Below are 20,498 nucleotides of genomic sequence, written 5' to 3'. Positions count from 1 at the left end.
TGCGGAGGGGCGCGCTGCGCCCCTTTTTGTTGCCGACGACCGCCCGGACGGCGGATGCGGCCCGATTCCTCCTTCGATCATTCCCGACCCATGTTCAATCGCCTGTTGACCAGCATCTTCGGCAGCCGCAACGACCGTCTGGTCAAGCAGCTCGGCGGCATCGTCAAGAAGATCAACGCCCTCGAGCCGCAGATGCAGGCGCTGTCCGATGCCGAACTCCAGGCGAAGACGCCGGAATTCCGGCAGCGGATCGAGAACGGCGAGGCGCTCGACAAGCTGCTGCCGGAGGCCTTCGCGGTCTGCCGCGAGGCGTCGAAGCGCGTGCTGGGCATGCGCCATTACGACGTGCAGATGATCGGCGGCATGGTGCTGCACCTGGGCAAGATCGCCGAAATGCGCACCGGCGAAGGCAAGACCCTCGTCGCGACCCTGCCCACCTACCTCAACGCGCTGCAGGGCAAGGGCGTGCACGTGGTGACGGTGAACGACTACCTCGCCCGCCGCGACTCGGCATGGATGGGGCGCCTGTACAACTGGCTGGGGCTGTCGGTCGGCGTCGTCTACCCGGGCATGCCGCATTCGGACAAGCATGGCGCCTATGCCGCGGACATCACCTACGGCACCAACAACGAATTCGGCTTCGACTACCTGCGCGACAACATGGCGCTGTCGAAGGAAGACCGCTACCAGCGCGGCCTGCACTACGCGATCGTCGACGAAGTCGACTCGATCCTGATCGACGAGGCGCGCACGCCGCTGATCATCTCCGGCCCGGCCGACGAATCGCCGGAGCTGTACGTCAAGGTCAACCGCATCGTGCCGCAGCTCAAGCGGCAGGACGTCGAGGACGGCGTCGGCGACTACTGGGTCGACGAGAAGGGCAAGCAGGTGCACCTGTCCGAAGCCGGCCAGGAGCACGCCGAGGACCTGCTGCGCCGCGCCGGCATCCTCGAAGGCGAGGACAGCCTCTACGCCGCGCACAACATCCACGTCGTGCACCACCTCAACGCCGCGATGCGCGCCCATGCGATCTACCAGCGCGACGTCGATTACATCGTGCGTGACGGCGAAGTGGTGATCGTCGACGAATTCACCGGCCGCACGCTGCCGGGCCGCCGCTGGTCCGACGGCCTGCACCAGGCGGTCGAGGCGAAGGAAGGCGTGCCGGTGCAGCGCGAGAACCAGACGCTCGCCAGCATCACCTTCCAGAACCTGTTCCGCATGTACGGCAAGCTCTCGGGCATGACCGGCACCGCGGATACCGAAGCCTACGAATTCCAGAGCATCTACGGCCTGGAAGTGGTGGTGATCCCGACCCATCGCCCGATGGTGCGCAAGGACCATCCGGACGCCGTGTTCCTCAACCGCGCCGGCAAGTTCCGCGCGGTGATCGGCGAGATCAAGGACGCGAACGCCAAGGGCCAGCCGGTGCTGGTCGGTACCACGTCGATCGAAGTCTCCGAGATGCTGTCCGAGCAGCTCAAGGCCGCCGGCATCGCGCACGAAGTGCTCAACGCCAAGCAGCACGAGCGCGAGGCGCACATCGTCGCGCAGGCCGGTCGTCCGGGCGCGGTGACCATCGCCACCAACATGGCCGGCCGCGGTACCGACATCGTGCTGGGCGGCTCGCTTGAAGCCGAGATCCAGGCGCTGGAAGCCGAGCAGGGTGAACTCAGCGACGTCGAGCGCCAGCGCATCAAGGCCGAATGGATGCAGCGCCACGACGCCGTGAAGGCCTCGGGCGGCCTGCACATCATCGGCACCGAACGCCACGAATCGCGCCGCATCGACAACCAGCTGCGCGGTCGTTCCGGCCGCCAGGGCGACCCGGGTTCGTCGCGCTTCTACCTGTCGCTGGAAGATTCGCTGATGCGCATCTTCGCCGCCGACTGGGTGCAGCGGATGATGGCGCGCATGGGCCTGAAGGAAGACGACATCATCGAAAGCCCGCTGGTGACGAAGCAGATCGCCGGCGCGCAGCGCAAGGTCGAGGCCCACAACTTCGACATCCGCAAGAACCTGCTCGACTTCGACGACGTCAACAACGACCAGCGCAAGGTGATCTACCGCCAGCGCGACGACCTGCTCGAAGCCGACAGCGTGAAGGCGAACATCGACGGCATCCGCGGCGACGTGGTCGCCGACCTGGTCGACCGTTTCGTGCCGCCGGATTCGATCGACGAGCAGTGGGACCTGAAGGGCCTGGAATCCGAGCTGGCGGCCGAGTTCGGCCTGCAGATGGCGCTGGAAGACCACGTCCACGCGCAGAAGGAAATCGACGCTGCCGGCATCGCCGCCTACGTTCAGGAGGCGGTGGCGAAGGTCTTCGAGGACAAGGAAGCGGCGGTCGGCGAAGAGACGATGCGCATGCTCGAGAAGCACATCATGCTGACCGTGCTCGACCAGAGCTGGAAGGAGCACCTCGGCCGCATGGACTACCTGCGCCAAGGCATCCACCTGCGCGGCTACGCGCAGAAGCAGCCGAAGCAGGAGTACAAGAAGGAAGCGTTCGAGCTGTTCAGCGAAATGCTGGAGAAGGTCAAGCGCGAGGTCGTGTCGCTGCTTGCCCGCGTGCGCATCCGCACCGAGGCCGAGATCGCGCAGGCCGAAGCCGCCGAGCGTGCCCGCGCCGAGGCGATGACGCGCCAGATGCAGTTCCAGCATGCCGACACCGGCGGCTACGGCAGCGACGAGGAAGCGGGTTCGCCCGACTACCAGCTCGCCGACGACAGCCTGCCGAAGGTCGGCCGCAACGACCCGTGCCCCTGCGGTTCGGGCAAGAAGTACAAGCACTGCCACGGCCAGCTGGCCTGACCGCCGCGCTGCCTTCGCACGAAAACGCCCGCGCAAGCGGGCGTTTTCCGTTTCGGTTCGCCGTGGTCTTGCCGCCGACATGCGGGGCCGGTAAAACGGAGCGCGCACGGATCCAGCGCGACCTTTCTTCCGCATGAGCGCCCCCGATCGAAGTCGACCCGAACAACGCATCCACGTCGTCGCCGGCGTGATCACCGACGCGCGCGGCCGCATCCTGCTGGCGCGTCGCACCGAAGGCCGCGATCTCGCCGGCCTGTGGGAATTCCCCGGCGGCAAGGTCGATCCGGGCGAGACGCCGGAGCAGGCGCTGGTCCGCGAACTGCGCGAGGAGCTCGGCATCGAGGCGCGCGTCGGCGCACCGGTGATCGCGGTGCCGCAGCGCTACCCGCACAAGCGGCTGTGCCTGGACGTGCGCCGCATCGCGTCGTGGACCGGCACGGTGAAGGGGCTCGACGGCCAGGCGTTGGTCTGGGCGCCGCCGCACAAGCTCGCCAGCTATGCGATGCCCGATGCCGATCGCCCGGTGGTCGCCGCGCTGCGCCAGCCGGCGCATTACCTGATCACGCCCGAACCCGGCGACGACGATCGCACGTGGCGCGCCGGCCTGCGTGCCGCGCTCGACGCCGGCGCGCGTCGCGTGCAGTTGCGCGCGCCCATGCTGGCGGCGGCCACACCCGCGCGCTGGCGTGCACTGATCGAAGCCGCGGTCGCCGACATCCGTGCGGTCGACGGCGAGGCGCTGGTGAACGATGACTTCGCGCTCGCCGACGCGCTCGGCATCGGCGTGCATCTGCCTGCACGGCATCTGCGCAGGCTCGACGCACGACCGCTGCCGCCGGATCGCCCGGTGATCGCCTCCTGCCACGACCTCGACGAGCTGCGCCACGCGCAGGCGCTGGGCTGCGATGCCGCAGTGCTCGGCCCGGTGCTGCCGACAGCCTCGCATCCCGGCGAGCCGGGCATTGGCTGGGAGGCGTTCGCGACCCTGCGTGAGGACGTCGCCCTGCCGATCTACGCCATCGGCGGCCTTGGCCGCGGCGATCTCGACCTCGCGCGCACGCATGGCGCGCAGGGGATCGCCGCGATCCGGGGACTGTGGCCGGAGACGTCCCCGGCCGGCCGGCGGCGCTAGACTCGCCTCTCCGGGCGATGTGCCCAGCCGGAGACGCACATGACCACGCGACGCGAGGTGCTCAAGGGACTGGGAGGCGCCGCGATCGCCTCCGTCTTCGCCGGTGCTGCCGGAGCGGCGAAGACGGCCCGGCGACCTGCCTGGTCGCGCTATGGCGCCGCGCCGGTGATCGACGGAGCCGGCGGCGTGGGGCTCGCCTGGTATGGACCGGACGATCCCGCGGTGCCGGGCGAACTCGCGGCGATCCGCGCCTCCGGCCTCACCGCCGTCGTGCTCACGCTGGCGCCGTCGGGACGCTTCTGGCTCGACGATGCCGCGTTCGAGAAGACGAAGTCGAACTTCGACACCTGGCACGCGATCGTCGCGCGCCATCCCGATCACCTGATGATGATCCGCACCGCCGACGATCTCGATCGCGCGCGCCGCGAGCATCGTCTCGGCTTGATCTGCACCTTCCAGGGCACCGAGTCGCTGGGGGAGGATCTCGATCGCCTGACGATGTTCCGCGAGCGCGGCCTGCGCGTGCTGCAGCTCACCCACAACCGCCGCAACCTGGTCGGCGACGGCTGCATGGAGCCGGGCAACGCCGGCCTCAGCAACTTCGGCCATGAGGTGATCGCACGGATCGAGGCGGAGAAGATCGTGCTCGATCTCGCGCACGGTTCGGCGCGGACCATGGCCGAAGGCGTGACCGCCGCGAAGCAGCCGATGCTGATCAGCCACACCGGCTGCCGCGCGCTGGCCGACCTGCCGCGCAACACCGACGACGCCACGCTGCGCGCGCTGGCCGGCAAGGGCGGCGTCGCCGGCATGATCTTCTGGCCCTACCTGCGCACCGACGCGCAGCCGATGGCCGAGGACCTGATCCGCCACATCGAGCATGCGATCGACGTCGCCGGCGAGGATCACGTCGGCCTCGGCACCGACGGCGGGGTCGCGCCGATCGCGCGCACGCCCGAATTCGAACAGGACAACCGCGAGTGGGTCGCGGCCTCGGTCGCTGATGGCATCTTCGGGCCCGGCCGCCCGCCGGATCTCTACACCTTCATCCCCGATCTCAACCAGGCGGATCGCTTCGATCGCCTCGCGTTCCTGCTGTCGAAGCGCGGCCATTCCGACGCGCGCATCGAGAAAGTGCTGGGCGCGAACTTCGCGCGGGTGATGCGCGAGGTGTGGGGCTGACATCGCCCCGACGACGCGCATCTTTCGCAGCGGCATGGTCGGCGGGCGCGGCGCGCGGGGCGGCCATTCGCGTGTGGACGTCGGATTCCGCAGTCGGACAGGTGTATCCGTCGGCGTTGCGCAGCTGGGGAAGGGGCAGCGGGCGCCGTGAGGGAGTGCGGGTCCATCGTCCGCGGCGATCGGCATCCTGCCGAGGCCGCCCGGGCGCTGCCGCGCCCGCCGTGGACACAAGATCGCATCCGCCCATCTCACGGACTGCGACCTTGCGGGTGCCGACGATGGATGATCAGCGCGTGGGTTGCAGTTTCGCCAGCAGCAACGCCCGCAGCTCTGCCTTGTCGCCGTCGTCGAGGCCGACCTCGCGCTGCTTCGCCTGCAGTTCGTCGATGCGCTGGTGCAACGTTTGCCGTTCCAGTTGCGCCATGGCGTCGAGGAATTCGTCGCGCCACTTCGCTTCCTCGCCGGGCATCGCCTGCATCGCGAGTTTCTGCAGGGCCGCGCCTTCCTCGCGCTCGGCGAAATGTTCGAGCAACGCGCCGGTGGTGATCTCCGGGCGCTCGCGGACCAGCGCGATCAGTTCGGCGAGCAGCGACACGCCCGGCTGGCGCAGCACGCTGAAGGTGTACGGCGGCTGCAGGTCGAGTGCGAGCGCGGGTTGCTGCAGCAGCAGCGCGATCGCGCTGCGCACGAGGCTGCGCTTCTGCGTTTGCGCAGGCGGCATGCGCGGTCGCGCGGGCGGCGCTTCGGGCATGCCCGTGCGCGCGGCGCCGACGCCGGTGAGTTCGGTCAGGCGCTGGCGCATCAGATCGCCGAACGCACCGTCGGGAATCTGCGCGAGCAGCGGCTTCGCGCGCTCGGCCATGCGCGCCTTGCCGTCGAGCGTGCCGAGGTTCACGTCCTTCGCGAGGTCGTCGTAGAAGAACTGCGAGAGCGGCACCGCCTGCGCCAGCCGTGCGTCGAAGCCTTCGCGGCCTTCGCTGCGCACCAGCGTGTCGGGATCCTCGCCGTCGGGCAGGAACAGGAAGAACGCCTGGCGGCCGTCCTTCATGCGCGGCAGCACCGATTCCATCGCCTTGCCCGCGGCGCGGCGGCCGGCGGCGTCGCCGTCGAAACAGAAGTACACGTCGGGCGCGTTGCGGAACAGCAGCTCGGCGTGATCGGGCGTGGTCGCGGTGCCCAGCGTCGCCACCGCCTGCGCGACACCGTGCTGGAACAGCGCGATCACGTCCATGTAGCCTTCGACGACGATCAGCCGTTCGATCTTCGTATTCGCCTGCCGCACCTGCCACAGGCCGTACAGTTCGCGGCCCTTGTGGAACAGTGCGGTCTCGGGCGAGTTGAGGTATTTCGGGCCATCGTCCTTCTCGAGGACGCGGCCACCGAAGGCGATCGTGCGGCCGCGGCGATCGTGGATCGGGAACATCACCCGGTCGCGGAACTTGTCGTAGACGTGGCCCTTGTCGTTCTTCGAGAACAGGCCGACGCGCTCCAGCAATTTCATCCGCCGATCGTCGGTGCCGAGAGAGTCCTTCAGCGCCGAATAGCCATCGGGTGCGTAGCCGAGGCCGAACTGCGCGCGGATCTCCGCGCTCACGCCGCGACGCTCGAAATACGCCAGCGCCTTCGGCGAGGCGGCGAGCTGGCGCTGGAAGAACTTGTTCGCCGCTTCCAGCGCCGCGTACTGGTCGATGCTGTCGGGATTGACGTTGCGCTGCTGCGTGTCGCGCGGCACCTCCATGCCGACGCGCTTGGCGAGTTCGTCGACTGCATCGAGGAATTCGAGGCGGTCGTAGTTCATCAGGAAGCTGATCGCGGTGCCGTGCGCGCCGCAGCCGAAGCAGTGGTAGAACTGCTTGGTCGGCGACACCGTGAACGACGGCGAGCGCTCGTCGTGGAACGGACAGCGCGCCGAGTACTCGCGCCCCTGCCGCTTCAGCGGCACGCGCGACCCGATCAGCTCGACGATGTCCGTGCGAGCCAGCAGGTCGTCGATGAAGGCGTCGGGGATGCGGGCCATGTCAGCAGCGGGTCAGTCGTTCGAGCAGCACGGTATCGAGTTCGCGCCGGCTGTCCAGCACGGCCACCACGAAGACCGAAGCGGCGTCCATGCGGTACAGCAGGCGCCAGGGGCGTTCGACCAGTTCGCGATAGTGGGTGATGCCGATCTCCCGCAGTTCGGGGACGATGCGTCCGCGTGCAGCCAGCGTCGCGAGGGTCGCGGCACGCGCTTGCAGCCGGTCCAGCACAGCCGATGCCGCAGCGACATCGTCCGCGGCGATGTGGTCGACGATCGCGCCGAGGTCCTCGATCGCGGTGTCGGTCCAGAGCACGGCGCCCGCGTTCATTCCCGGGTCGCGATGCGCTCGCGCAGACGCGCGAAGGCGTCGTCCTGCGCCGTCAGGCGGCCGGCACGCACGTCGGCTTCGCCCTGCGCCACCAGCTTCAGCATGAGCAACGCCTGCTGCTGCCGCTGGTAGCTCTCGAAGCTCTGGACGACGGCGCTGGCACGTCCGTTCTGGGTCAGCACGACCGTTTCCGAGGCGTCCTGAAGCCGCTTCAGCCATTGGCTGGCGTCGGCCTTGAAGTCGCTGAGGCTGATGATCGGGTCGCTCATGGGGCATGTCCTGTCAGACCGAATTCGGTCCGAGTATAGCTCAGGGTTGCAGGTGCCGGGAAAAACAACGCCCCGGCGGACCGGGGCGTCGGAGGGCTCGGCCTCTGAAAGAACTCAGTCCCTGAAAGAAGTGATGTCGTTCGGTGCCGTCATGGCGACCGCTGCGGAGGCAGCACTGTTTTGAACCTCCGGGTCGAGCCGCACGGACAGGGATCGTTGTGGCCCAGCTTCTCGACCAGTTCCTTGTCGCCGTGGACGAAGCGGCGGCCGCGCTTCACGCGGGCTTCGGACGGATAGCCCTTGCGGCGCTTGCGGGTGACCTCAACGGCCGGCGTGGCCTCGAAAGCACGGCGTGCGGCGGTTCTGCTTGCGGTTCATGGTGCACCTCCTGTCGGATGGCCCTCGAAGGGCGGAAAAAGCGAAGGCGTCAGCGGCCTTCGCCGTGGAACGGTTCGGCGACGACCTGCCAGTCGTCCTCGTGGACCACGTAGCCGGGGCGTGTGCTCCGGATGATGTCGACCGGCGTGTCGTAGCGGCCGAGAATGTCCGCGATTGCATGCAGGTGCCGCACGAACTCGGTCGCCGAAGCCTTGGCCCAGGACAGGCCGTGCGTTTCCTTGTGTCCCCCGTTGCGGCGGCGCGCGAACCGGGTCGGGATCGGCACGGTGCGCTGGATCCAGTCCAGATGCGCGAGCAACTGGTCGGTGTCGGCGACGTTCGCGTCGCCGGAATTGCGCAGCGCGTACGCCAGCGTCATCAGGCCGATCGGCTGGCCCGTGCGCGGATCGAGATCGTGGCCGACGAAACGCAGGAACACGGGCTCATCCCGCGTCCTGAGCGGCCAGCGCCGCGAGCGCGTCGCCCGTCACCCGCTGCACGGTCCATGCGTCCATGCCGACCGCGCCGAGGCTGCGGTAGAAGTCGATGGCAGGCGTGTTCCAGTCCAGCACCGACCACTCGAAGCGGCCGCAGTCGCGGTCCAGCGCGAGCTTCGCAAGTCGCACCATCAGTCGCTTGCCGAGCCCGAGCCCGCGGTACTGCGGGCGCACGAACAGGTCTTCGAGGTACAGCCCGGGCTTGCCGACGAAGGTCGAGAAGTTATGGAAGAACAGCGCGAAGCCCGCGGCCTCGCCGTCGACCTCGGCGATCAGCACCTCGGCGCGCGGCGTGTCGCCGAAGAGCTGGCGGGCGAGGCCGTCCTCGTCGGCGACGGCTTCGTGGGCGAGCTGCTCGTACTCGGCCAGCTCGCGGATGAAGGCGAGGATCCGCCCGGCGTCCTCGCGGACGGCCGGGCGGATGACGATGGCGGGCGAGGGCGCGGTCATCGCGGCGGGGCTCAGCCGGCGAGGCGCTGCTTGATCAGCTTCGAGACCTCGCCCATGTCGGCCTGGCCGGCGAGGCGCGGCTTGAGCACGCCCATGACCTTGCCCATGTCGGCCGGGCCGGCGGCGCCGGTCTCGGCGACGGCAGCCTCGATCGCGGCCTTGATCTCGGCCTCGCCCAGCTTGGCCGGGAGGTACTGCTCGATGATCGCCATCTCGGCGCGCTCGACCGCGGCCAGGTCGTCGCGGCCGGCCTTGTCGTACTGCTCGATCGAGTCCTTGCGCTGCTTGACCATCTTGTCGAGCACGGCCAGCACGCGGGCGTCGTCCATCTCGACGCGCTCGTCGACTTCCTTCTGCTTGATGGCGGCGTTGATCAGGCGGATGGCGGCCAGGCGCTCCTTCTCGCCGGCCTTCATCGCGGTCTTCATGTCATCGGTGAGGCGTTGCTTGAGGCTCATGGTGGGGCTCCGTGGGGTCGCGGTCCGCCGGGCGGGCGCGAGGAAAACAGGGAAAGCGGGATGCAGGGCGATCGCCGGAGGCCGGCGATCGGGAAACGCAAAAAGCCGGCTGCGCTGGGCGCGGCCGGCTTCGGGATTCGCAGCGGAACGCGACCTTGAGGGTCGCGCCGGGAATCAGTACAGACGCTGACGCTTGGTGGCGTCGCGCGAGGTGCGGCGGGCCTGGCGCTTCACCGCGGCGGCCGCCTTGCGCTTGCGTTCCTGAGTCGGCTTTTCGTAGAACTCGCGCTTGCGGACTTCGGCCAGGACACCGGCCTTCTCGCAGGTGCGCTTGAAGCGGCGCAGGGCAAACTCGAACGGCTCGTTTTCGCGGACTTTGACGCTGGGCATAGGAATCTCGTTAAGGAAGCCTGGCCCGGTCCTTCCGGGCGAGCCGCGCATGATAATGGCCCTCCCCCCGGTGGCGCAAGTCGCCGCCGGGCCGCTGCGGTGGGGCGGGTAGACTATCCGCCCCGCATTCCTCCGTTTCCGGTTGCCCATGAAGGTCCTCGGCATCGAATCCAGCTGCGACGAGACCGGCGTGGCCGTGTACGACACGGCCCGGCCCGGCGCGGCCGGGCTGCGGGCGCATGCGGTCTACAGCCAGATCGCGCTGCACGCCGAGTACGGCGGGGTGGTGCCCGAACTGGCCAGCCGCGACCACGTGCGCAAGCTGCTGCCGCTGATCCGCCAGACGCTGGCCGAGGCCGGGCTGTCGGTCCGCGACCTCGACGGGGTGGCCTACACCGCCGGCCCGGGGCTGGTCGGCGCCCTGCTGGTCGGCGCCGGGGTGGCGCGGTCGCTGGCGTGGGCGCTGGACCTGCCGGCGGTCGGCGTCCACCACATGGAAGGCCACCTGCTGGCGCCGCTGATGGAGGACGACGACCCCGTCCACGGCCGGCCGGAGCCGCCATTCGTCGCCCTGCTGGTCTCCGGCGGCCACAGCCAGTTGGTCGCGGTGGATGCCATCGGCACCTACCGGCTGCTCGGCGACACGCTGGACGACGCGGCCGGCGAGGCCTTCGACAAGTCGGCCAAGCTCATGGGCTTGCCGTATCCGGGCGGCCCGCAGCTGGCGGCGCTGGCCGAGACCGGCGACCCCGGCCGCTACCGCTTCCCGCGGCCGATGACCGACCGTCCGGGCCTCGACTTCAGTTTCAGCGGCCTGAAGACGCAGGTGCTGCTGGCCTGGCGCGATTCCGACCAGTCCGACACCGCCCGCGCCGACATCGCCCGCGGCTTCGAGGACGCGGTGGTCGACACGCTCGCGATCAAGTGCCAGCGCGCGCTCGACGCCACCGGTGCGAAGGTGCTGGTGGTGGCCGGCGGCGTCGGCGCCAACAAGCGCCTGCGCGCAAAGCTGCAGGCGATGGCGGCGAAGCGCGGCGGCCGGGTGTGTTTCCCGCGGCCCGAACTGTGTACCGACAACGGCGCGATGATCGCCTTCGCCGGCGCGCTGCGGCTCGAAGCCGGCCAGCGCAGCGACGCCGCCGTGCATGTCGTGCCGCGCTGGGACATGGCGACGCTGCCGGCGGTCGAGTCCGCGCCGCGCGCGTAGGGCGGGCCCAGGCCCGCCGTCGCGACCGTGCAGGTCGCAACGCACGACGATCGAAACCGTTCCGCCCATCGCGCGACGCGATCGGAAATGTCGCGATGTCGGGCCAGGGCCCGACCTACAATGTCGCCTCCCCGACGCCCGGACGTTCCTGCATGGACAAGGTTTTCATCGAAGCCCTCGAGATCGAGGCGCTGATCGGCATCTACGACTGGGAGCGACGCATCCGCCAGCCGCTGCTGTTCGATCTGGAAATGAGCTTCGACAACCGCAAACCTGCGTCGACCGACGACATCGTCGACACGCTGGACTACAAGGCGGTGAGCAAGCGCCTGATCGAGTACGTCTCGGCGTCGTCGTTCGGGCTGGTGGAAACGTTGGCCGAGCGCTGCGCGGAGATCGTGCTGGCCGAATTCGCGGTGTCGCACGTGCGCCTGAAGCTGAGCAAGCCCGGCGCGGTGCGCGGCGCGCGCGCGGTGGGCGTGATCATCGAACGCGGCCGCGCCTGAGGACGCATCGATGGGCAAGGCCTACCTGAGCCTCGGCAGCAACGTCGAGGCCGAACGCAATCTGCGTTCGGCGTTCGCGGCGCTGCGGGCGCGCTTCGGCGACATCGTCGCTTCGACCGTGTATCGCTTCCCCGCAGTCGGTTTCGACGGTCCCGATTTCCTCAACGCTGCGGCGGTGATCGACAGCGATCTCGACCCGCAGGCGCTCAATGCGTGGCTGCACGCGCTGGAGGATGCGCACGGGCGCGATCGCAGCGGGCCGCGCTTCGGCGATCGCCCGCTGGACATCGACATCGTGTTCTACGACGACCTGGTGCTGTCGGGGCCCGGGCACCTGCAACTGCCGCGCGACGAACTGCGCCATGCGTTCGTGCTGCGGCCGCTGGCGGAGATCGCGCCGGACTTCGTCGATCCGCGCAGCGGATGCACGCTCGCTGCGCTGTGGAATGACTCGCCGGAGCGCGACGTGCCGTGCGCGCCGGTGTTCGACGCCGGCGGCGATTGAGCGGTTCGACGCGCGCAACGTTATTGCATAGCCGGTGACTTCCTGCGCTTGCGGCGTGTGGGGGCATCGCGGACGATGCCGCCTCCACACACCGTGTCCGGGGAGGACGCAGGCGATGTTCGAGAAGTTCTCGCGCAGTTGGAACCTGGTGAAGGCCAGTGCGTCGGTGCTGCGCGCCGACAAGGAGCTGATGCTGTTCCCGGTGCTGTCGTCGCTGGCGACGCTGCTGGTGCTGGCGACGTTCGCGCTGCCGGTGTTCGCGCTCAAGCTGTTCGACCACGGGTTCAACGTCGTCGGTGCGCTCGTGGGCTTCGCCTTCTATTTCTGCCAGTACGCGGTGATCGTGTTCTTCAACAGCGCGCTGGTGGGCGCGGCGTCGATCCGGCTGGAAGGCGGCGATCCGACGTTCTCCGACGGCATCCGCATCGCCCGCGGCAAGTTGCCGGCGATCCTCGGCTACGCCGCGATCGCGGCCACCGTCGGCGTGGTGCTGAAGTCGCTGAAGGACCGCGACAACAATTTCATCGTGCGCATGATCGGCAGCGGCCTGGGCGTGGCGTGGACGCTGGCGACGTTCCTGGTGGTGCCGGTGCTGGTGAGCCGCGACATCGGGCCGGTCGACGCGCTGAAGGAAAGCGTGGCGCTGCTGAAGAAGACCTGGGGCGAGAACGCCATCGGCCACGTCGGCATCGGTGCGGCGTTCGGCCTGATCGCGACGTGCATGGTGCTGGCCGGCATCGCGGCGACGTTCCTCGCTTGGCAGGCCGCGCCGGCGGCCGGCATCGCGGTGGCGGTGATCGCAGTCATCGCGCTGCTGGTGCTGGCCACGATCCAGTCGGCGCTGGGCGGCATCTATTCCGCCGCGCTGTACCGCTATGCGGTCGCGGGCGAGACGCCGTCGGCGTTCCGCGGGCTGGCGCTGGAATCGGCGTTCGTGCCGAAGCGCTGAAACGTCGCGGCAAGCGCCGAACGCGTCGCGAAAACACGGGCCGGCGCCGCAAGACGCCGGCCCGTGTCGTATGCGATCAGCGCGTGAGCAGCCGTCCTCCGTCGACGCGGAGGATCTGCCCGGTCGTGTAGGTCGCGTCCTGCAGCAGCCAGCGCACGGCCTCGGCGATCTCGTCCTCGGTGCCGGTGCGGGCTAGCGGCGTCTTCGCGAGGATCGTCTCCTTCGCGGACTCGGGCTTGCCTTCCGGCCACAGGATCGCGCCCGGCGCGACCGCGTTCACGCGCACCTGCGGCGCCAGTTCCAGCGCGAGCGCGTGGGTGGCGGCGACCAGCGCGGCCTTGCTCATGCCGTAGACGATGTGGTCGCGCAGCGGTCGCTCGGCGTAGATGTCGACGAGGTTGACGATGGCCCCGCGGGCGTCGCGCAGGTGCGGCGCGGCGGCCTGGGCGAGGATCACCGGCGCGCGGGCGTTGACGAGGAATTGCGCGTCCCAGTCGGCGGGCGTGATCGTGCCCAGCGGCGTGGGCGAGAAGGCCGAGGCGTTGTTGACCAACGCATCGAGCCGGCCGAAGCGGCCGACGGCCTGCGCCACCAGTTCGGGCAGGCGGTCGTACTCGGCAAGGTCGGCGCGCACGGCGAGCGTGCTGCCGGGGCGATCGCGTTCGAGCGCGACGACCAGCCCGGCCATGTCGTCGCCCGAATCGCGGTAGTGCAGCGCGAGGTCGTGGCCGGCGGCATGCAGGCGGCGCGCGATGGCGGCGCCCAGCCGACGCGCGGCGCCGGTGACGAGGGCGACGGGACGGGAGTCGGACATGGCAGGGTCTCGGGGCGCTCGAAGCGAGGGGCGACGGGGCATTTGACCACAGTCAAACGCGGCTGCCGGCGCAGGCGCATGCTGCCGTGCGCCATCCCCAGCGGAGCAACGCAATGGATCCGATCATTTCCGAACTTTTCGCCAAGCCGGTCGGCTGGATGACCCTCGGCGGCCTTGGCTTCATCGTCCTGATGGGCGGTTACATCTGGTGGTTCGCGCGCAAGAAGATGCGCGAGGAAGAACAGGCCCAGAAGGCCGGGCAGGCCCCCCGCTGAGCGGGATTCGTTATCCTGTGCAGCCCCGCAACGGAGCTGCCGCATGGTGATCGACGACGAGTTGGACCCGGACGCCCGTGCGCACAGCGAACAGCTGGCGGAGGTCATCCGGGACCAGATCGCGAGCAACGGCGGCGTCCTGCCCTTCTGGCGGTTCATGGAGCTGGCGCTGTACGCGCCGGGGCTCGGCTACTACAGCGCCGGCGCCACCAAACTCGGTCCAGGCGGCGATTTCGTCACCGCCCCCGAGCTCGGCAGCCTGTTCGCCGAATGCGTGGCGGATGCGCTCGCGCCGGTGCTGAAGCAGGTCGGCGACGAGGCGGTATTCGTCGAAGTCGGCGGCGGCAGCGGCGCGTTCGCCGAGGCCGCGCTGCGCCGGCTCGAGGCCGTGGGCGCGCTGCCGGCGCGCTACGCGATCCTCGAGCCCAGCGCCGACCTGCGCCAGCGCCAGCAGGTGCGCCTGCGCGAGCGCCTCGCGCCCGAGGTCTTCGCCCGCGTGTCGTGGCTGCAGATGCCGATCCACGAACCGTGGAACGGCGTGCTGTTCGCGAACGAGGTGATCGACGCGCTGCCGACCTCGCGTTTCGCGATCCGCGATGGCGAGGTCTACGAGGAACACGTCGCGCTGGACGCCGATGGCGGTTTCGTCCGCGTCGATCGTCCCGCCGATGCGCTGCTGTCGGCGGCGGTGCGGCACGTCGAACGCCAGTGCGGCACGTCGTTCCGCGACGGCTACCGTTCCGAAGTGCTGCCGCAGTTGCCGTACTGGTTGCAGGCGGTGCTCGGCGGCCTCGGCACGGGCGCGGTGCTGCTGACCGACTACGGATATCCGCGCCGCGAGTACTACGACCCGCGTCGCGAGGACGGCACGCTGCGCGCGTTCCATCGCCACCGGCTGGTGGACGACGTGTTCGCGCGCGTGGGCTTGCAGGACGTCACCGTCTCGGTCGATTTCACCGCGCTGGCCGAAGCCGGCACCGGCGCGGGGTTCGACTTCGCAGGCTACTGCTCGCAGGCGAGCTTCCTGATCGGCAACGGCCTGGAGCAGCGGCTGGCCGAGCAGGAATCGCACGCGCCCGACGAGGCCGCGCGCTACGCCCTGCGGCAGCAGGCGAAGCAGCTGACCCTGCCGGGCGAGATGGGCGAGCGCTTCCAGGCGATCGGCTTCTCGCGTCGAGCGGATCTCGACCATGCCTTCCTGGCGGGCGACCTGAGCCATCGGCTCTGACGCCGTGGCCGGGTATCGCTACGGCCGTTCGCTGAAGCCGTTCCGGCGGCCATGGCTATGGTCGCTGCTGTGGATGGCGGCGGTGTCGACGGTGGTCGCCTTCTCGCTGCTGCCGTCGTCGTCGCTGCAGACGTTGCCCAGCGCGAACGACAAGCTCGAACACTTCCTCTCGTACGCCGTGCTCGCGGCCGGCGCGGTGCAGCTGTATCCGCGCTGGCGCTCGCTGTCGATCGTCGGCCTCGGCCTGGTGCTGATGGGCATCGCGCTGGAATACGCGCAGGGCGCGATGGGGCAGGGGCGGATGATGGACCGCATGGACGCGCTGGCGAACACGCTGGGCGTGATCGCCGGCCTCGGCACCCGGCTCACGCCGCTGCACGATCTGCTGTTGCGGCTCGATCGCCGCGACGACGCGGCGTCGCGCTAGGACGCGTCCGCGTCCTCGGCGTCGCCGCCCGTCCTGCGCTCCGCGGCGATCGCCGCGATCCGCGCACGCCGCAGCGCGTCACCGATCGCAAGGCCATCCATGCCCGGACGGACCACGTCGCGTCCCTGCACGGCAATGGCCGCGGCATGCAGACGCACGAGGTCGGCGCCCTGCGGATACGTGCTGTCGGCCATGCCGCCGCGACCGCGCTTGTCGGCTTCGCAGGCGACGGCCAGCTGCGCGATCCGCTGCGGCTGGCGGAAGCCGTCGCAGCGCGCGATCAGGTCGTGGATCTTCGCGCTGCGCAGTTCGGCGATGCGATGCACGTTCAGATGTTCGCGGCAGGCGGCGCGGGCGAGATCGCGATGCATCGCCGGCACCTTCAGCCGCGCGCACAGCGCCTCCAGCGGTTCGAGGCCGCGCTGCTCGTGCAGGATGTGCTTCGGCAGTTCTTCCGCTGGCGTCAGCGCCTTGCCGAGGTCGTGGGTCAGCGCGGCGAAGCCGATGAGCTCGTCGCCCGGCGCCAGTCGCGCGGCCATGTCGCAGACCATCTCCACGTGCACGCCGGTGTCGACCTCGGGATGGAATTCGGCGCGCTGCGGCACGCCGTACAGCGCATCGACTTCCGGCAGCACGACCTTCAGCGCGCCGCAGTCGTGCAGCGTGCGCAGGAACGCCGACGGGCGCGGGGCGCGCAGCGCGCCGGCGAGCTCCTTCCACACGCGCTCGGCGGTGAGGTCGGCCAGTTCGCCGGCCTCGGTCATCGTGCGCATCAGCGCCATGGTTTCCGGCGCGACGGTGAAGCCGAACGGCGCCAGCCGCGCCATGAACCGGCCCGCGCGCAGCACGCGCAGCGGGTCGTCGACGAAGGCCGGGCCGACGTGGCGCAGCACGCGCGCGTCCAGATCGCGCGCGCCGCCGTGCGGATCGACCAGCGTGCCGTCGTCGGCCTGCGCGATCGCGTTGATGGTGAAGTCGCGGCGCAGCAGATCTTCTTCCAGGGTCACCTCCGGCGCGGCGTGCACGACGAAGCCGCGATGCCCGCGCGCGGATTTGCGCTCGGTGCGGGCTAGGGCATATTCCTCGCCGGTGTCCGGATGCAGGAACACCGGGAAATCCTTGCCCACGGTCTTGAAGCCGGCGGCGAGCATCGACTCGGGCGATTCGCCGACGACGACGTGGTCGCGATCGTGCACGGGCAGGCCGAGGAGGCGGTCGCGCACAGCGCCGCCGACGAGATAGGTCTTCATGCCGGCAGTGTACGTAGGGCGGGCCCCGGCCCGCCACCCGGGTTGCCGGCGCCGCATTGCGCCGATACGTGGCGTGTCGCCTCAGCGCGCCGCGTGCTGCGCCAGCAGCGCGACGATCGCCTGCGAGCCGCTGCCGCGGCCGAGGTGCAGTTCGATCGGTGCCGGCTGCCCGGACAGCCAGATGCGCAGTTCGGATTCCAGATCGAAATGGCCTGCCGTCTCCAGCGAGAACATCGTGACCGCGCGGTACGGGATGCTGCGGTATTCGGTCTTCTTCGCGGTGATGCCCTGCTTGTTCACCAGCATCACGCGGCGGTCGGTGAACACGATCAGGTCGCGGATGGTGGAGAACGCGCGTTGCAGCGATTCGCCGGGCGCCAGCAGCGGCGCGAATTCCTCGGCGAGCTTGTCGACCGGCGTTTCGCCGGCGTGGCCGAGCAGGCCGTCGATCAGTCCCATGGGCGTGTCCTCTTTGTCGAAGTGGAAGCGGGGTGCGGGCGGCCGCGCGTCAGGCGCGCATGCCGAGGATTTCGGGCAGTTTCGCGCGGACGTCGGTGGGCGCGATGCCGAGCTTCGGCAGGCCGTTGTCGTCGCTGGTCGAATCGCGTTGCAGCGAACGCCAGTTGTCGCGACTGATCGGCTTGCCCGGCAGGTGTTCGCCGACTTCGGCCTGCACCCGGCCGAGCGCGCCGGGCAGCGGCAGCACGAAGCGCGACCAGCCCTTCGTCTTCGCGGTGAGCTTGACGATCCCGCCGAGCGTCATCACCTCGGGGCCGACGAGGTCGTAGCGCCGGCCGATGGTGGCGTCGTCGACCAGCGCGCGGGCGAAGGCCTCGGCCACGTCGCCCACCCACACCGGCTGGAAACGCACGCCGGCGCCGCCCAGCGGCAGGCCGGGCGCGAAGCGCAGCAACTGCGCGAAGCGGCAGAACAGGCCGTCGCCGGAGCCGGCGATCACCGACGGTCGGAACAGCGTCCAGTCAAGGCCCGAATCGACGACATGCCGTTCCGCTTCGCCGCGCGCCTGCAGGTAGTGGCTGGCGCCATCGCCGGCATGCAATGCGCTCATCTGCAGCAGGCGGCGCACGCCGGTGGCGCGCATCGCGTCGATCACGCTGTCGCCCAGTTCGACGTACACCTTGCGGAAGCCGCGGCCGTCGTCGCCGCGCTCGTTGAGGATGCCGACGAGGTTGACCACGGCATCGGCACCGGCGAACGCGTCACGCAGGAACGCGGCGTCGTGCACGTCGCCCGCGCGATGCGTGGCGCCCGGCGGCACGCGCTCGCGCGTGGCCGCGTCGCGCGAGAGCACGTCCACGCGATGCCCGTCCGCGAGCAGGCGCGCGACCAGCGACCGGCCGACGAAGCCGCTGCCGCCGAGGATGACGACACGCTTGCTCATCTCCGCGTCCCGCCCGCGCTCCCGGTCGCTGCAGGCGGCGCCGGGCACACGAACTGTTTGCGCGTCTCCACCATCCGCCCGGCGAGGCGGTCGGTGATCGGCAGTGCGTTGCCGTTGAGCCGCCAGTCGTAGATCACGCTGAAGGCGAGGATGCGCGCGACGTAATCGCGGGTTTCCTTGTAGCTGATGGTCTCGATCCAGAAGTCGGCGTCCATGCCCGGGCGCTGCGTCTGCCAGCGCGCCACCGGCGCCGGGCCGGCGTTGTAGGCGGCGATCGCGACGTAGGTCATGCCGTACTTGTCTTCCAGTTCGCGCAGATAGGCGGTGCCCAGCGCGATGTTGAACTCCGGCTCGTACAGCGCCTCGCCGCCGCTCCACGGCAGGCCGAGACGTCGCGCCAGACCGGCGCCCGTCGACGGCAGCACCTGCATCAGGCCGCGGGCATCGGCGCCGGAGCGCGCGCGCGGATTGAACACGCTCTCGGCGCGGATCTCGGCCGCGACCCAGGTCGGGTCGATGTTCTGTTTCGCCGCCTCGCGCCGGATCGCGGTGTCGTGGTGCAGCGGGAAGCGCAGCGTGTACAGCTGCGATTCCTCGGGATAGCTCTTGCCGCCCACGTTCACCAGCCCGAACACGCCGCGGTCGAACCAGCCGTTGTCCTGGGCGATGCCGACGGCGATGCGGCGCTGCTCGGGCGTGAACCGCGACAGTGCGTCCTTCCACTCGCGTTCGGCCCAGGCGGCGCGGTCGAGGCGGTACAGCAGCATGGCGCGGTTCATCGACGGATCGTTGCCGACTGCGGCCTTCGCGGCGGGCGTCGTCGCCGGCGTCGACGGGCACAGCGCATACGGCGCGCCGATGCGGTCGGCCGCGAGGAAGCCGTGGAATTCCGGCTTCATCGCCGCGTCGCGGTACAGCGCCTGGGCCGTGGTGCGGTCGCCGCCCATTTCCAGCAGCCGCGCCTCGAAATAGCGCCAGCGCGAATCGCGGCGCTGGGCGTCGGGCATGGCGCGGATCGCCGCCAGCGCCGACTTCCAGTCGGAGCGGGCCATGGCCTCGCGCACCTGCCACTCGTGCAGCTTGTCGTCGTAGGCGACGTCGGGCACCGCGGCCAGCCGGCGGGCGGATTCGGGGCCGTAGGAGGCGACCGTCCACAGCGCGGCCTGGTACAGCGCACGGCCGCGCTCGGCATCGTTCAGGCCCAGCGCTTCCGTGATCTTCGGCAGCCGCGCTTCCGCCGCCGCCGGGTTGGCCTTCGCCAGCTTCGCCAGCCCCTGCGAGGCGACCAGCCGGCTGCGCGGCGTCTTGGGCCAGCCGAGCGCGCGGTCGTGCGGGGATTCGATGAAGGCGGCGTAGTCGTTCGCCAGCGCGAAGTCGTCTGCCGGCAGGCCGCGGGCGGCGGCGCGCATCACGCCGGGCTGCCATTCGGCCGCGGCCTTCTCGATCCGCTCCCAGCGCAGGGCCGGGGTCAGGCCGCCGCGGGCGGCGAGCACCGCCATCGGCGCGTCGCAGCCGTCGGGCAGCGAACGCCCGGTGCTGCGCCACAGCGCCTGGGCGTCGGCGGTCCAGTCGGCGTCGGTCAGGCCCAGCGCCTGCCGGGCGTTCAATTCGGCGCAGCGGAGGGCGGTGCCCTTGATGGACGACGACCACGCCGCACGGAAGGCCGGCCAGTCCTCGCGCCGGGCCAGTGCCGCCAGCCAGTCCTCGCGGAAGGCCTCGGCCACGGGCTGGCCGGCGTAACGGGTCAGGAAGGCCTGACCGTCGCCAGCGGGCAGGGTGTCGAGGGTGCGACGCAGGCCGGCGTATTCGACCCAACCGGCGAGGGCATGCCCGGCGGGCAGCGGCGCGGCGGGGACCAGCCCGCGTTCGGCGGCTTCGAGGGCGGCCCGGGCGCGGAGCAGCGCGGGGGTGTCGTTCTGCGCGCGGCAGGCGGCGGGGGAGATCGCGACCAGCAGGGTCGCGACGAGGGACAGGTGGGGGATGCGCATGCGGGGACTATAGCGAAGCGCGATGAACCATC

Annotated in this window: 23 protein-coding genes; 10 read left to right on the top strand and 13 right to left on the bottom strand. The window is 70.1% G+C overall.

The genetic code is table 11. The features are described 5' to 3' along the window. Positions 1 to 90: 90 nt before the first annotated feature. From secA to ACT53R_RS04180, 3 genes are all read left to right on the top strand, one after another. Positions 91 to 2,814 carry a preprotein translocase subunit SecA gene (gene secA, locus ACT53R_RS04190; RefSeq protein WP_476170582.1) on the top strand — a complete coding sequence of 908 codons (2,724 nt, stop codon included), beginning with the start codon at positions 91 to 93 and terminating at the stop codon, positions 2,812 to 2,814. Positions 2,815 to 2,947: 133 nt separating this feature from the next. Next, on the top strand, positions 2,948 to 3,946 hold the full coding sequence (locus ACT53R_RS04185) for a Nudix family hydrolase (RefSeq protein WP_476170581.1): 999 nt from the start codon (positions 2,948 to 2,950) through the stop codon (positions 3,944 to 3,946). 39 nt (positions 3,947 to 3,985) lie between these two features. After that, positions 3,986 to 5,128: a dipeptidase gene (locus ACT53R_RS04180; RefSeq protein ID WP_476170580.1), complete on the top strand. Its 1,143-nt coding sequence runs from the start codon at positions 3,986 to 3,988 to the stop codon at positions 5,126 to 5,128. Between the two features lie 286 nt (positions 5,129 to 5,414). On the opposite strand, the gene dnaG is transcribed toward ACT53R_RS04180, so the two are convergent. The 8 genes from dnaG to rpsU form a co-directional block, all read right to left on the bottom strand. Beyond that, positions 5,415 to 7,145: a DNA primase gene (gene dnaG, locus ACT53R_RS04175; RefSeq protein ID WP_476170579.1), complete on the bottom strand. Its 1,731-nt coding sequence runs from the start codon at positions 7,143 to 7,145 to the stop codon at positions 5,415 to 5,417. Position 7,146: 1 nt separating this feature from the next. Further along, positions 7,147 to 7,473 carry a type II toxin-antitoxin system RelE/ParE family toxin gene (locus ACT53R_RS04170; RefSeq protein WP_476170578.1) on the bottom strand — a complete coding sequence of 109 codons (327 nt, stop codon included), beginning with the start codon at positions 7,471 to 7,473 and terminating at the stop codon, positions 7,147 to 7,149. Then, a complete protein-coding gene (locus tag ACT53R_RS04165) occupies positions 7,470 to 7,742 on the bottom strand; it encodes a type II toxin-antitoxin system Phd/YefM family antitoxin (protein WP_476170577.1) in 273 nt (90 codons plus the stop codon). Before ACT53R_RS04165 ends, ACT53R_RS04170 begins: the two co-directional genes overlap by 4 nt. Positions 7,743 to 7,891: 149 nt before the next feature. Further along, positions 7,892 to 8,020: an SEC-C metal-binding domain-containing protein gene (locus tag ACT53R_RS04160; RefSeq protein ID WP_476170576.1), complete on the bottom strand. Its 129-nt coding sequence runs from the start codon at positions 8,018 to 8,020 to the stop codon at positions 7,892 to 7,894. 149 nt (positions 8,021 to 8,169) lie between these two features. After that, positions 8,170 to 8,559, bottom strand: a complete 390-nt coding sequence (locus ACT53R_RS04155; protein ID WP_476170575.1) for a hypothetical protein — start codon at positions 8,557 to 8,559, stop codon at positions 8,170 to 8,172. A 4-nt stretch (positions 8,560 to 8,563) separates the two neighbouring features. Beyond that, positions 8,564 to 9,067: an N-acetyltransferase family protein gene (locus tag ACT53R_RS04150; RefSeq protein ID WP_476170574.1), complete on the bottom strand. Its 504-nt coding sequence runs from the start codon at positions 9,065 to 9,067 to the stop codon at positions 8,564 to 8,566. An 11-nt stretch (positions 9,068 to 9,078) separates the two neighbouring features. Then, positions 9,079 to 9,525 carry a GatB/YqeY domain-containing protein gene (locus ACT53R_RS04145; protein WP_476170573.1) on the bottom strand — a complete coding sequence of 149 codons (447 nt, stop codon included), beginning with the start codon at positions 9,523 to 9,525 and terminating at the stop codon, positions 9,079 to 9,081. 174 nt (positions 9,526 to 9,699) lie between these two features. Next, positions 9,700 to 9,915 (bottom strand): 30S ribosomal protein S21, encoded by a 216-nt coding sequence (gene rpsU, locus ACT53R_RS04140; RefSeq protein ID WP_345304421.1) that lies wholly within the window; start codon positions 9,913 to 9,915, stop codon positions 9,700 to 9,702. A 148-nt stretch (positions 9,916 to 10,063) separates the two neighbouring features. Between rpsU and tsaD the strand changes: the two genes are divergently transcribed. From tsaD to ACT53R_RS04120, 4 genes are all read left to right on the top strand, one after another. Then, complete coding sequence (gene tsaD / locus ACT53R_RS04135) at positions 10,064 to 11,122, top strand: tRNA (adenosine(37)-N6)-threonylcarbamoyltransferase complex transferase subunit TsaD (RefSeq protein ID WP_476170572.1); 1,059 nt, start codon at positions 10,064 to 10,066, stop codon at positions 11,120 to 11,122. A gap of 152 nt (positions 11,123 to 11,274) precedes the next feature. Continuing rightward, positions 11,275 to 11,628: a dihydroneopterin aldolase gene (gene folB, locus ACT53R_RS04130; protein ID WP_476170571.1), complete on the top strand. Its 354-nt coding sequence runs from the start codon at positions 11,275 to 11,277 to the stop codon at positions 11,626 to 11,628. A 10-nt stretch (positions 11,629 to 11,638) separates the two neighbouring features. Next, positions 11,639 to 12,133: a 2-amino-4-hydroxy-6-hydroxymethyldihydropteridine diphosphokinase gene (gene folK / locus ACT53R_RS04125; RefSeq protein ID WP_476170570.1), complete on the top strand. Its 495-nt coding sequence runs from the start codon at positions 11,639 to 11,641 to the stop codon at positions 12,131 to 12,133. A gap of 115 nt (positions 12,134 to 12,248) precedes the next feature. Next, positions 12,249 to 13,082 (top strand): DUF6159 family protein, encoded by an 834-nt coding sequence (locus tag ACT53R_RS04120; RefSeq protein WP_476170569.1) that lies wholly within the window; start codon positions 12,249 to 12,251, stop codon positions 13,080 to 13,082. Between the two features lie 76 nt (positions 13,083 to 13,158). Here the strand turns inward: ACT53R_RS04120 and ACT53R_RS04115 are convergent, their stop codons facing one another. Next, the gene (locus tag ACT53R_RS04115; protein WP_476170568.1) at positions 13,159 to 13,896 is read right to left on the bottom strand and encodes a pteridine reductase; all 738 of its coding nucleotides are present in this window, start codon (positions 13,894 to 13,896) and stop codon (positions 13,159 to 13,161) included. 113 nt (positions 13,897 to 14,009) lie between these two features. Here ACT53R_RS04115 and ACT53R_RS04110 point away from each other — a divergent pair, with 113 nt between their 5' ends. The 3 genes from ACT53R_RS04110 to ACT53R_RS04100 all read left to right on the top strand — a co-directional run bounded on the left by ACT53R_RS04110 (position 14,010) and on the right by ACT53R_RS04100 (position 15,826). Then, on the top strand, positions 14,010 to 14,171 hold the full coding sequence (locus ACT53R_RS04110; RefSeq protein WP_476170567.1) for a DUF3149 domain-containing protein: 162 nt from the start codon (positions 14,010 to 14,012) through the stop codon (positions 14,169 to 14,171). 43 nt (positions 14,172 to 14,214) lie between these two features. Continuing rightward, the gene (locus tag ACT53R_RS04105; protein ID WP_476170566.1) at positions 14,215 to 15,399 is read left to right on the top strand and encodes a class I SAM-dependent methyltransferase; all 1,185 of its coding nucleotides are present in this window, start codon (positions 14,215 to 14,217) and stop codon (positions 15,397 to 15,399) included. A 73-nt stretch (positions 15,400 to 15,472) separates the two neighbouring features. Next, complete coding sequence (locus ACT53R_RS04100) at positions 15,473 to 15,826, top strand: VanZ family protein (RefSeq protein WP_476170735.1); 354 nt, start codon at positions 15,473 to 15,475, stop codon at positions 15,824 to 15,826. On the opposite strand, the gene ACT53R_RS04095 is transcribed toward ACT53R_RS04100, so the two are convergent. From ACT53R_RS04095 to ACT53R_RS04080, 4 genes are all read right to left on the bottom strand, one after another. After that, positions 15,823 to 17,076, bottom strand: a complete 1,254-nt coding sequence (locus ACT53R_RS04095) for a multifunctional CCA addition/repair protein (RefSeq protein ID WP_476170565.1) — start codon at positions 17,074 to 17,076, stop codon at positions 15,823 to 15,825. The two genes, ACT53R_RS04100 and ACT53R_RS04095, sit on opposite strands and share 4 nt — an antisense overlap. Positions 17,077 to 17,157: 81 nt before the next feature. Beyond that, positions 17,158 to 17,535, bottom strand: a complete 378-nt coding sequence (locus tag ACT53R_RS04090; RefSeq protein ID WP_476170564.1) for a PH domain-containing protein — start codon at positions 17,533 to 17,535, stop codon at positions 17,158 to 17,160. 49 nt (positions 17,536 to 17,584) lie between these two features. Beyond that, complete coding sequence (locus ACT53R_RS04085; RefSeq protein WP_476170563.1) at positions 17,585 to 18,478, bottom strand: complex I NDUFA9 subunit family protein; 894 nt, start codon at positions 18,476 to 18,478, stop codon at positions 17,585 to 17,587. Next, positions 18,475 to 20,466, bottom strand: a complete 1,992-nt coding sequence (locus ACT53R_RS04080; RefSeq protein WP_476170562.1) for a lytic transglycosylase domain-containing protein — start codon at positions 20,464 to 20,466, stop codon at positions 18,475 to 18,477. The genes ACT53R_RS04085 and ACT53R_RS04080 overlap by 4 nt, the downstream gene beginning before the upstream one ends. Positions 20,467 to 20,498: the final 32 nt, after the last annotated feature.

The sequence above is a fragment of the Lysobacter sp. DMC104 genome (assembly GCF_056313665.1).
The sequence above is the reverse complement of the archived record's forward strand: the minus strand, read 5'-3'. Positions and strand labels throughout refer to the sequence as shown.

Coding starts and splice junctions, on each gene's coding strand:
- ACT53R_RS04090 (WP_476170564.1), bottom strand. CDS start 17,535: ATGGGACTGATCGACGGCCTGCTCGGCCACGCCGGCGAAACGCCGGTC.
- ACT53R_RS04100 (WP_476170735.1), top strand. CDS start 15,473: ATGGCGGCGGTGTCGACGGTGGTCGCCTTCTCGCTGCTGCCGTCGTCG.
- ACT53R_RS04165 (WP_476170577.1), bottom strand. CDS start 7,742: ATGAGCGACCCGATCATCAGCCTCAGCGACTTCAAGGCCGACGCCAGC.
- rpsU (WP_345304421.1), bottom strand. CDS start 9,915: ATGCCCAGCGTCAAAGTCCGCGAAAACGAGCCGTTCGAGTTTGCCCTG.
- ACT53R_RS04145 (WP_476170573.1), bottom strand. CDS start 9,525: ATGAGCCTCAAGCAACGCCTCACCGATGACATGAAGACCGCGATGAAG.
- folB (WP_476170571.1), top strand. CDS start 11,275: ATGGACAAGGTTTTCATCGAAGCCCTCGAGATCGAGGCGCTGATCGGC.
- ACT53R_RS04120 (WP_476170569.1), top strand. CDS start 12,249: ATGTTCGAGAAGTTCTCGCGCAGTTGGAACCTGGTGAAGGCCAGTGCG.
- ACT53R_RS04180 (WP_476170580.1), top strand. CDS start 3,986: ATGACCACGCGACGCGAGGTGCTCAAGGGACTGGGAGGCGCCGCGATC.
- ACT53R_RS04080 (WP_476170562.1), bottom strand. CDS start 20,466: ATGCGCATCCCCCACCTGTCCCTCGTCGCGACCCTGCTGGTCGCGATC.
- ACT53R_RS04170 (WP_476170578.1), bottom strand. CDS start 7,473: ATGAACGCGGGCGCCGTGCTCTGGACCGACACCGCGATCGAGGACCTC.
- folK (WP_476170570.1), top strand. CDS start 11,639: ATGGGCAAGGCCTACCTGAGCCTCGGCAGCAACGTCGAGGCCGAACGC.
- ACT53R_RS04105 (WP_476170566.1), top strand. CDS start 14,215: ATGGTGATCGACGACGAGTTGGACCCGGACGCCCGTGCGCACAGCGAA.
- tsaD (WP_476170572.1), top strand. CDS start 10,064: ATGAAGGTCCTCGGCATCGAATCCAGCTGCGACGAGACCGGCGTGGCC.
- secA (WP_476170582.1), top strand. CDS start 91: ATGTTCAATCGCCTGTTGACCAGCATCTTCGGCAGCCGCAACGACCGT.
- ACT53R_RS04110 (WP_476170567.1), top strand. CDS start 14,010: ATGGATCCGATCATTTCCGAACTTTTCGCCAAGCCGGTCGGCTGGATG.
- ACT53R_RS04185 (WP_476170581.1), top strand. CDS start 2,948: ATGAGCGCCCCCGATCGAAGTCGACCCGAACAACGCATCCACGTCGTC.
- ACT53R_RS04095 (WP_476170565.1), bottom strand. CDS start 17,076: ATGAAGACCTATCTCGTCGGCGGCGCTGTGCGCGACCGCCTCCTCGGC.
- ACT53R_RS04115 (WP_476170568.1), bottom strand. CDS start 13,896: ATGTCCGACTCCCGTCCCGTCGCCCTCGTCACCGGCGCCGCGCGTCGG.
- ACT53R_RS04085 (WP_476170563.1), bottom strand. CDS start 18,478: ATGAGCAAGCGTGTCGTCATCCTCGGCGGCAGCGGCTTCGTCGGCCGG.
- dnaG (WP_476170579.1), bottom strand. CDS start 7,145: ATGGCCCGCATCCCCGACGCCTTCATCGACGACCTGCTGGCTCGCACG.
- ACT53R_RS04150 (WP_476170574.1), bottom strand. CDS start 9,067: ATGACCGCGCCCTCGCCCGCCATCGTCATCCGCCCGGCCGTCCGCGAG.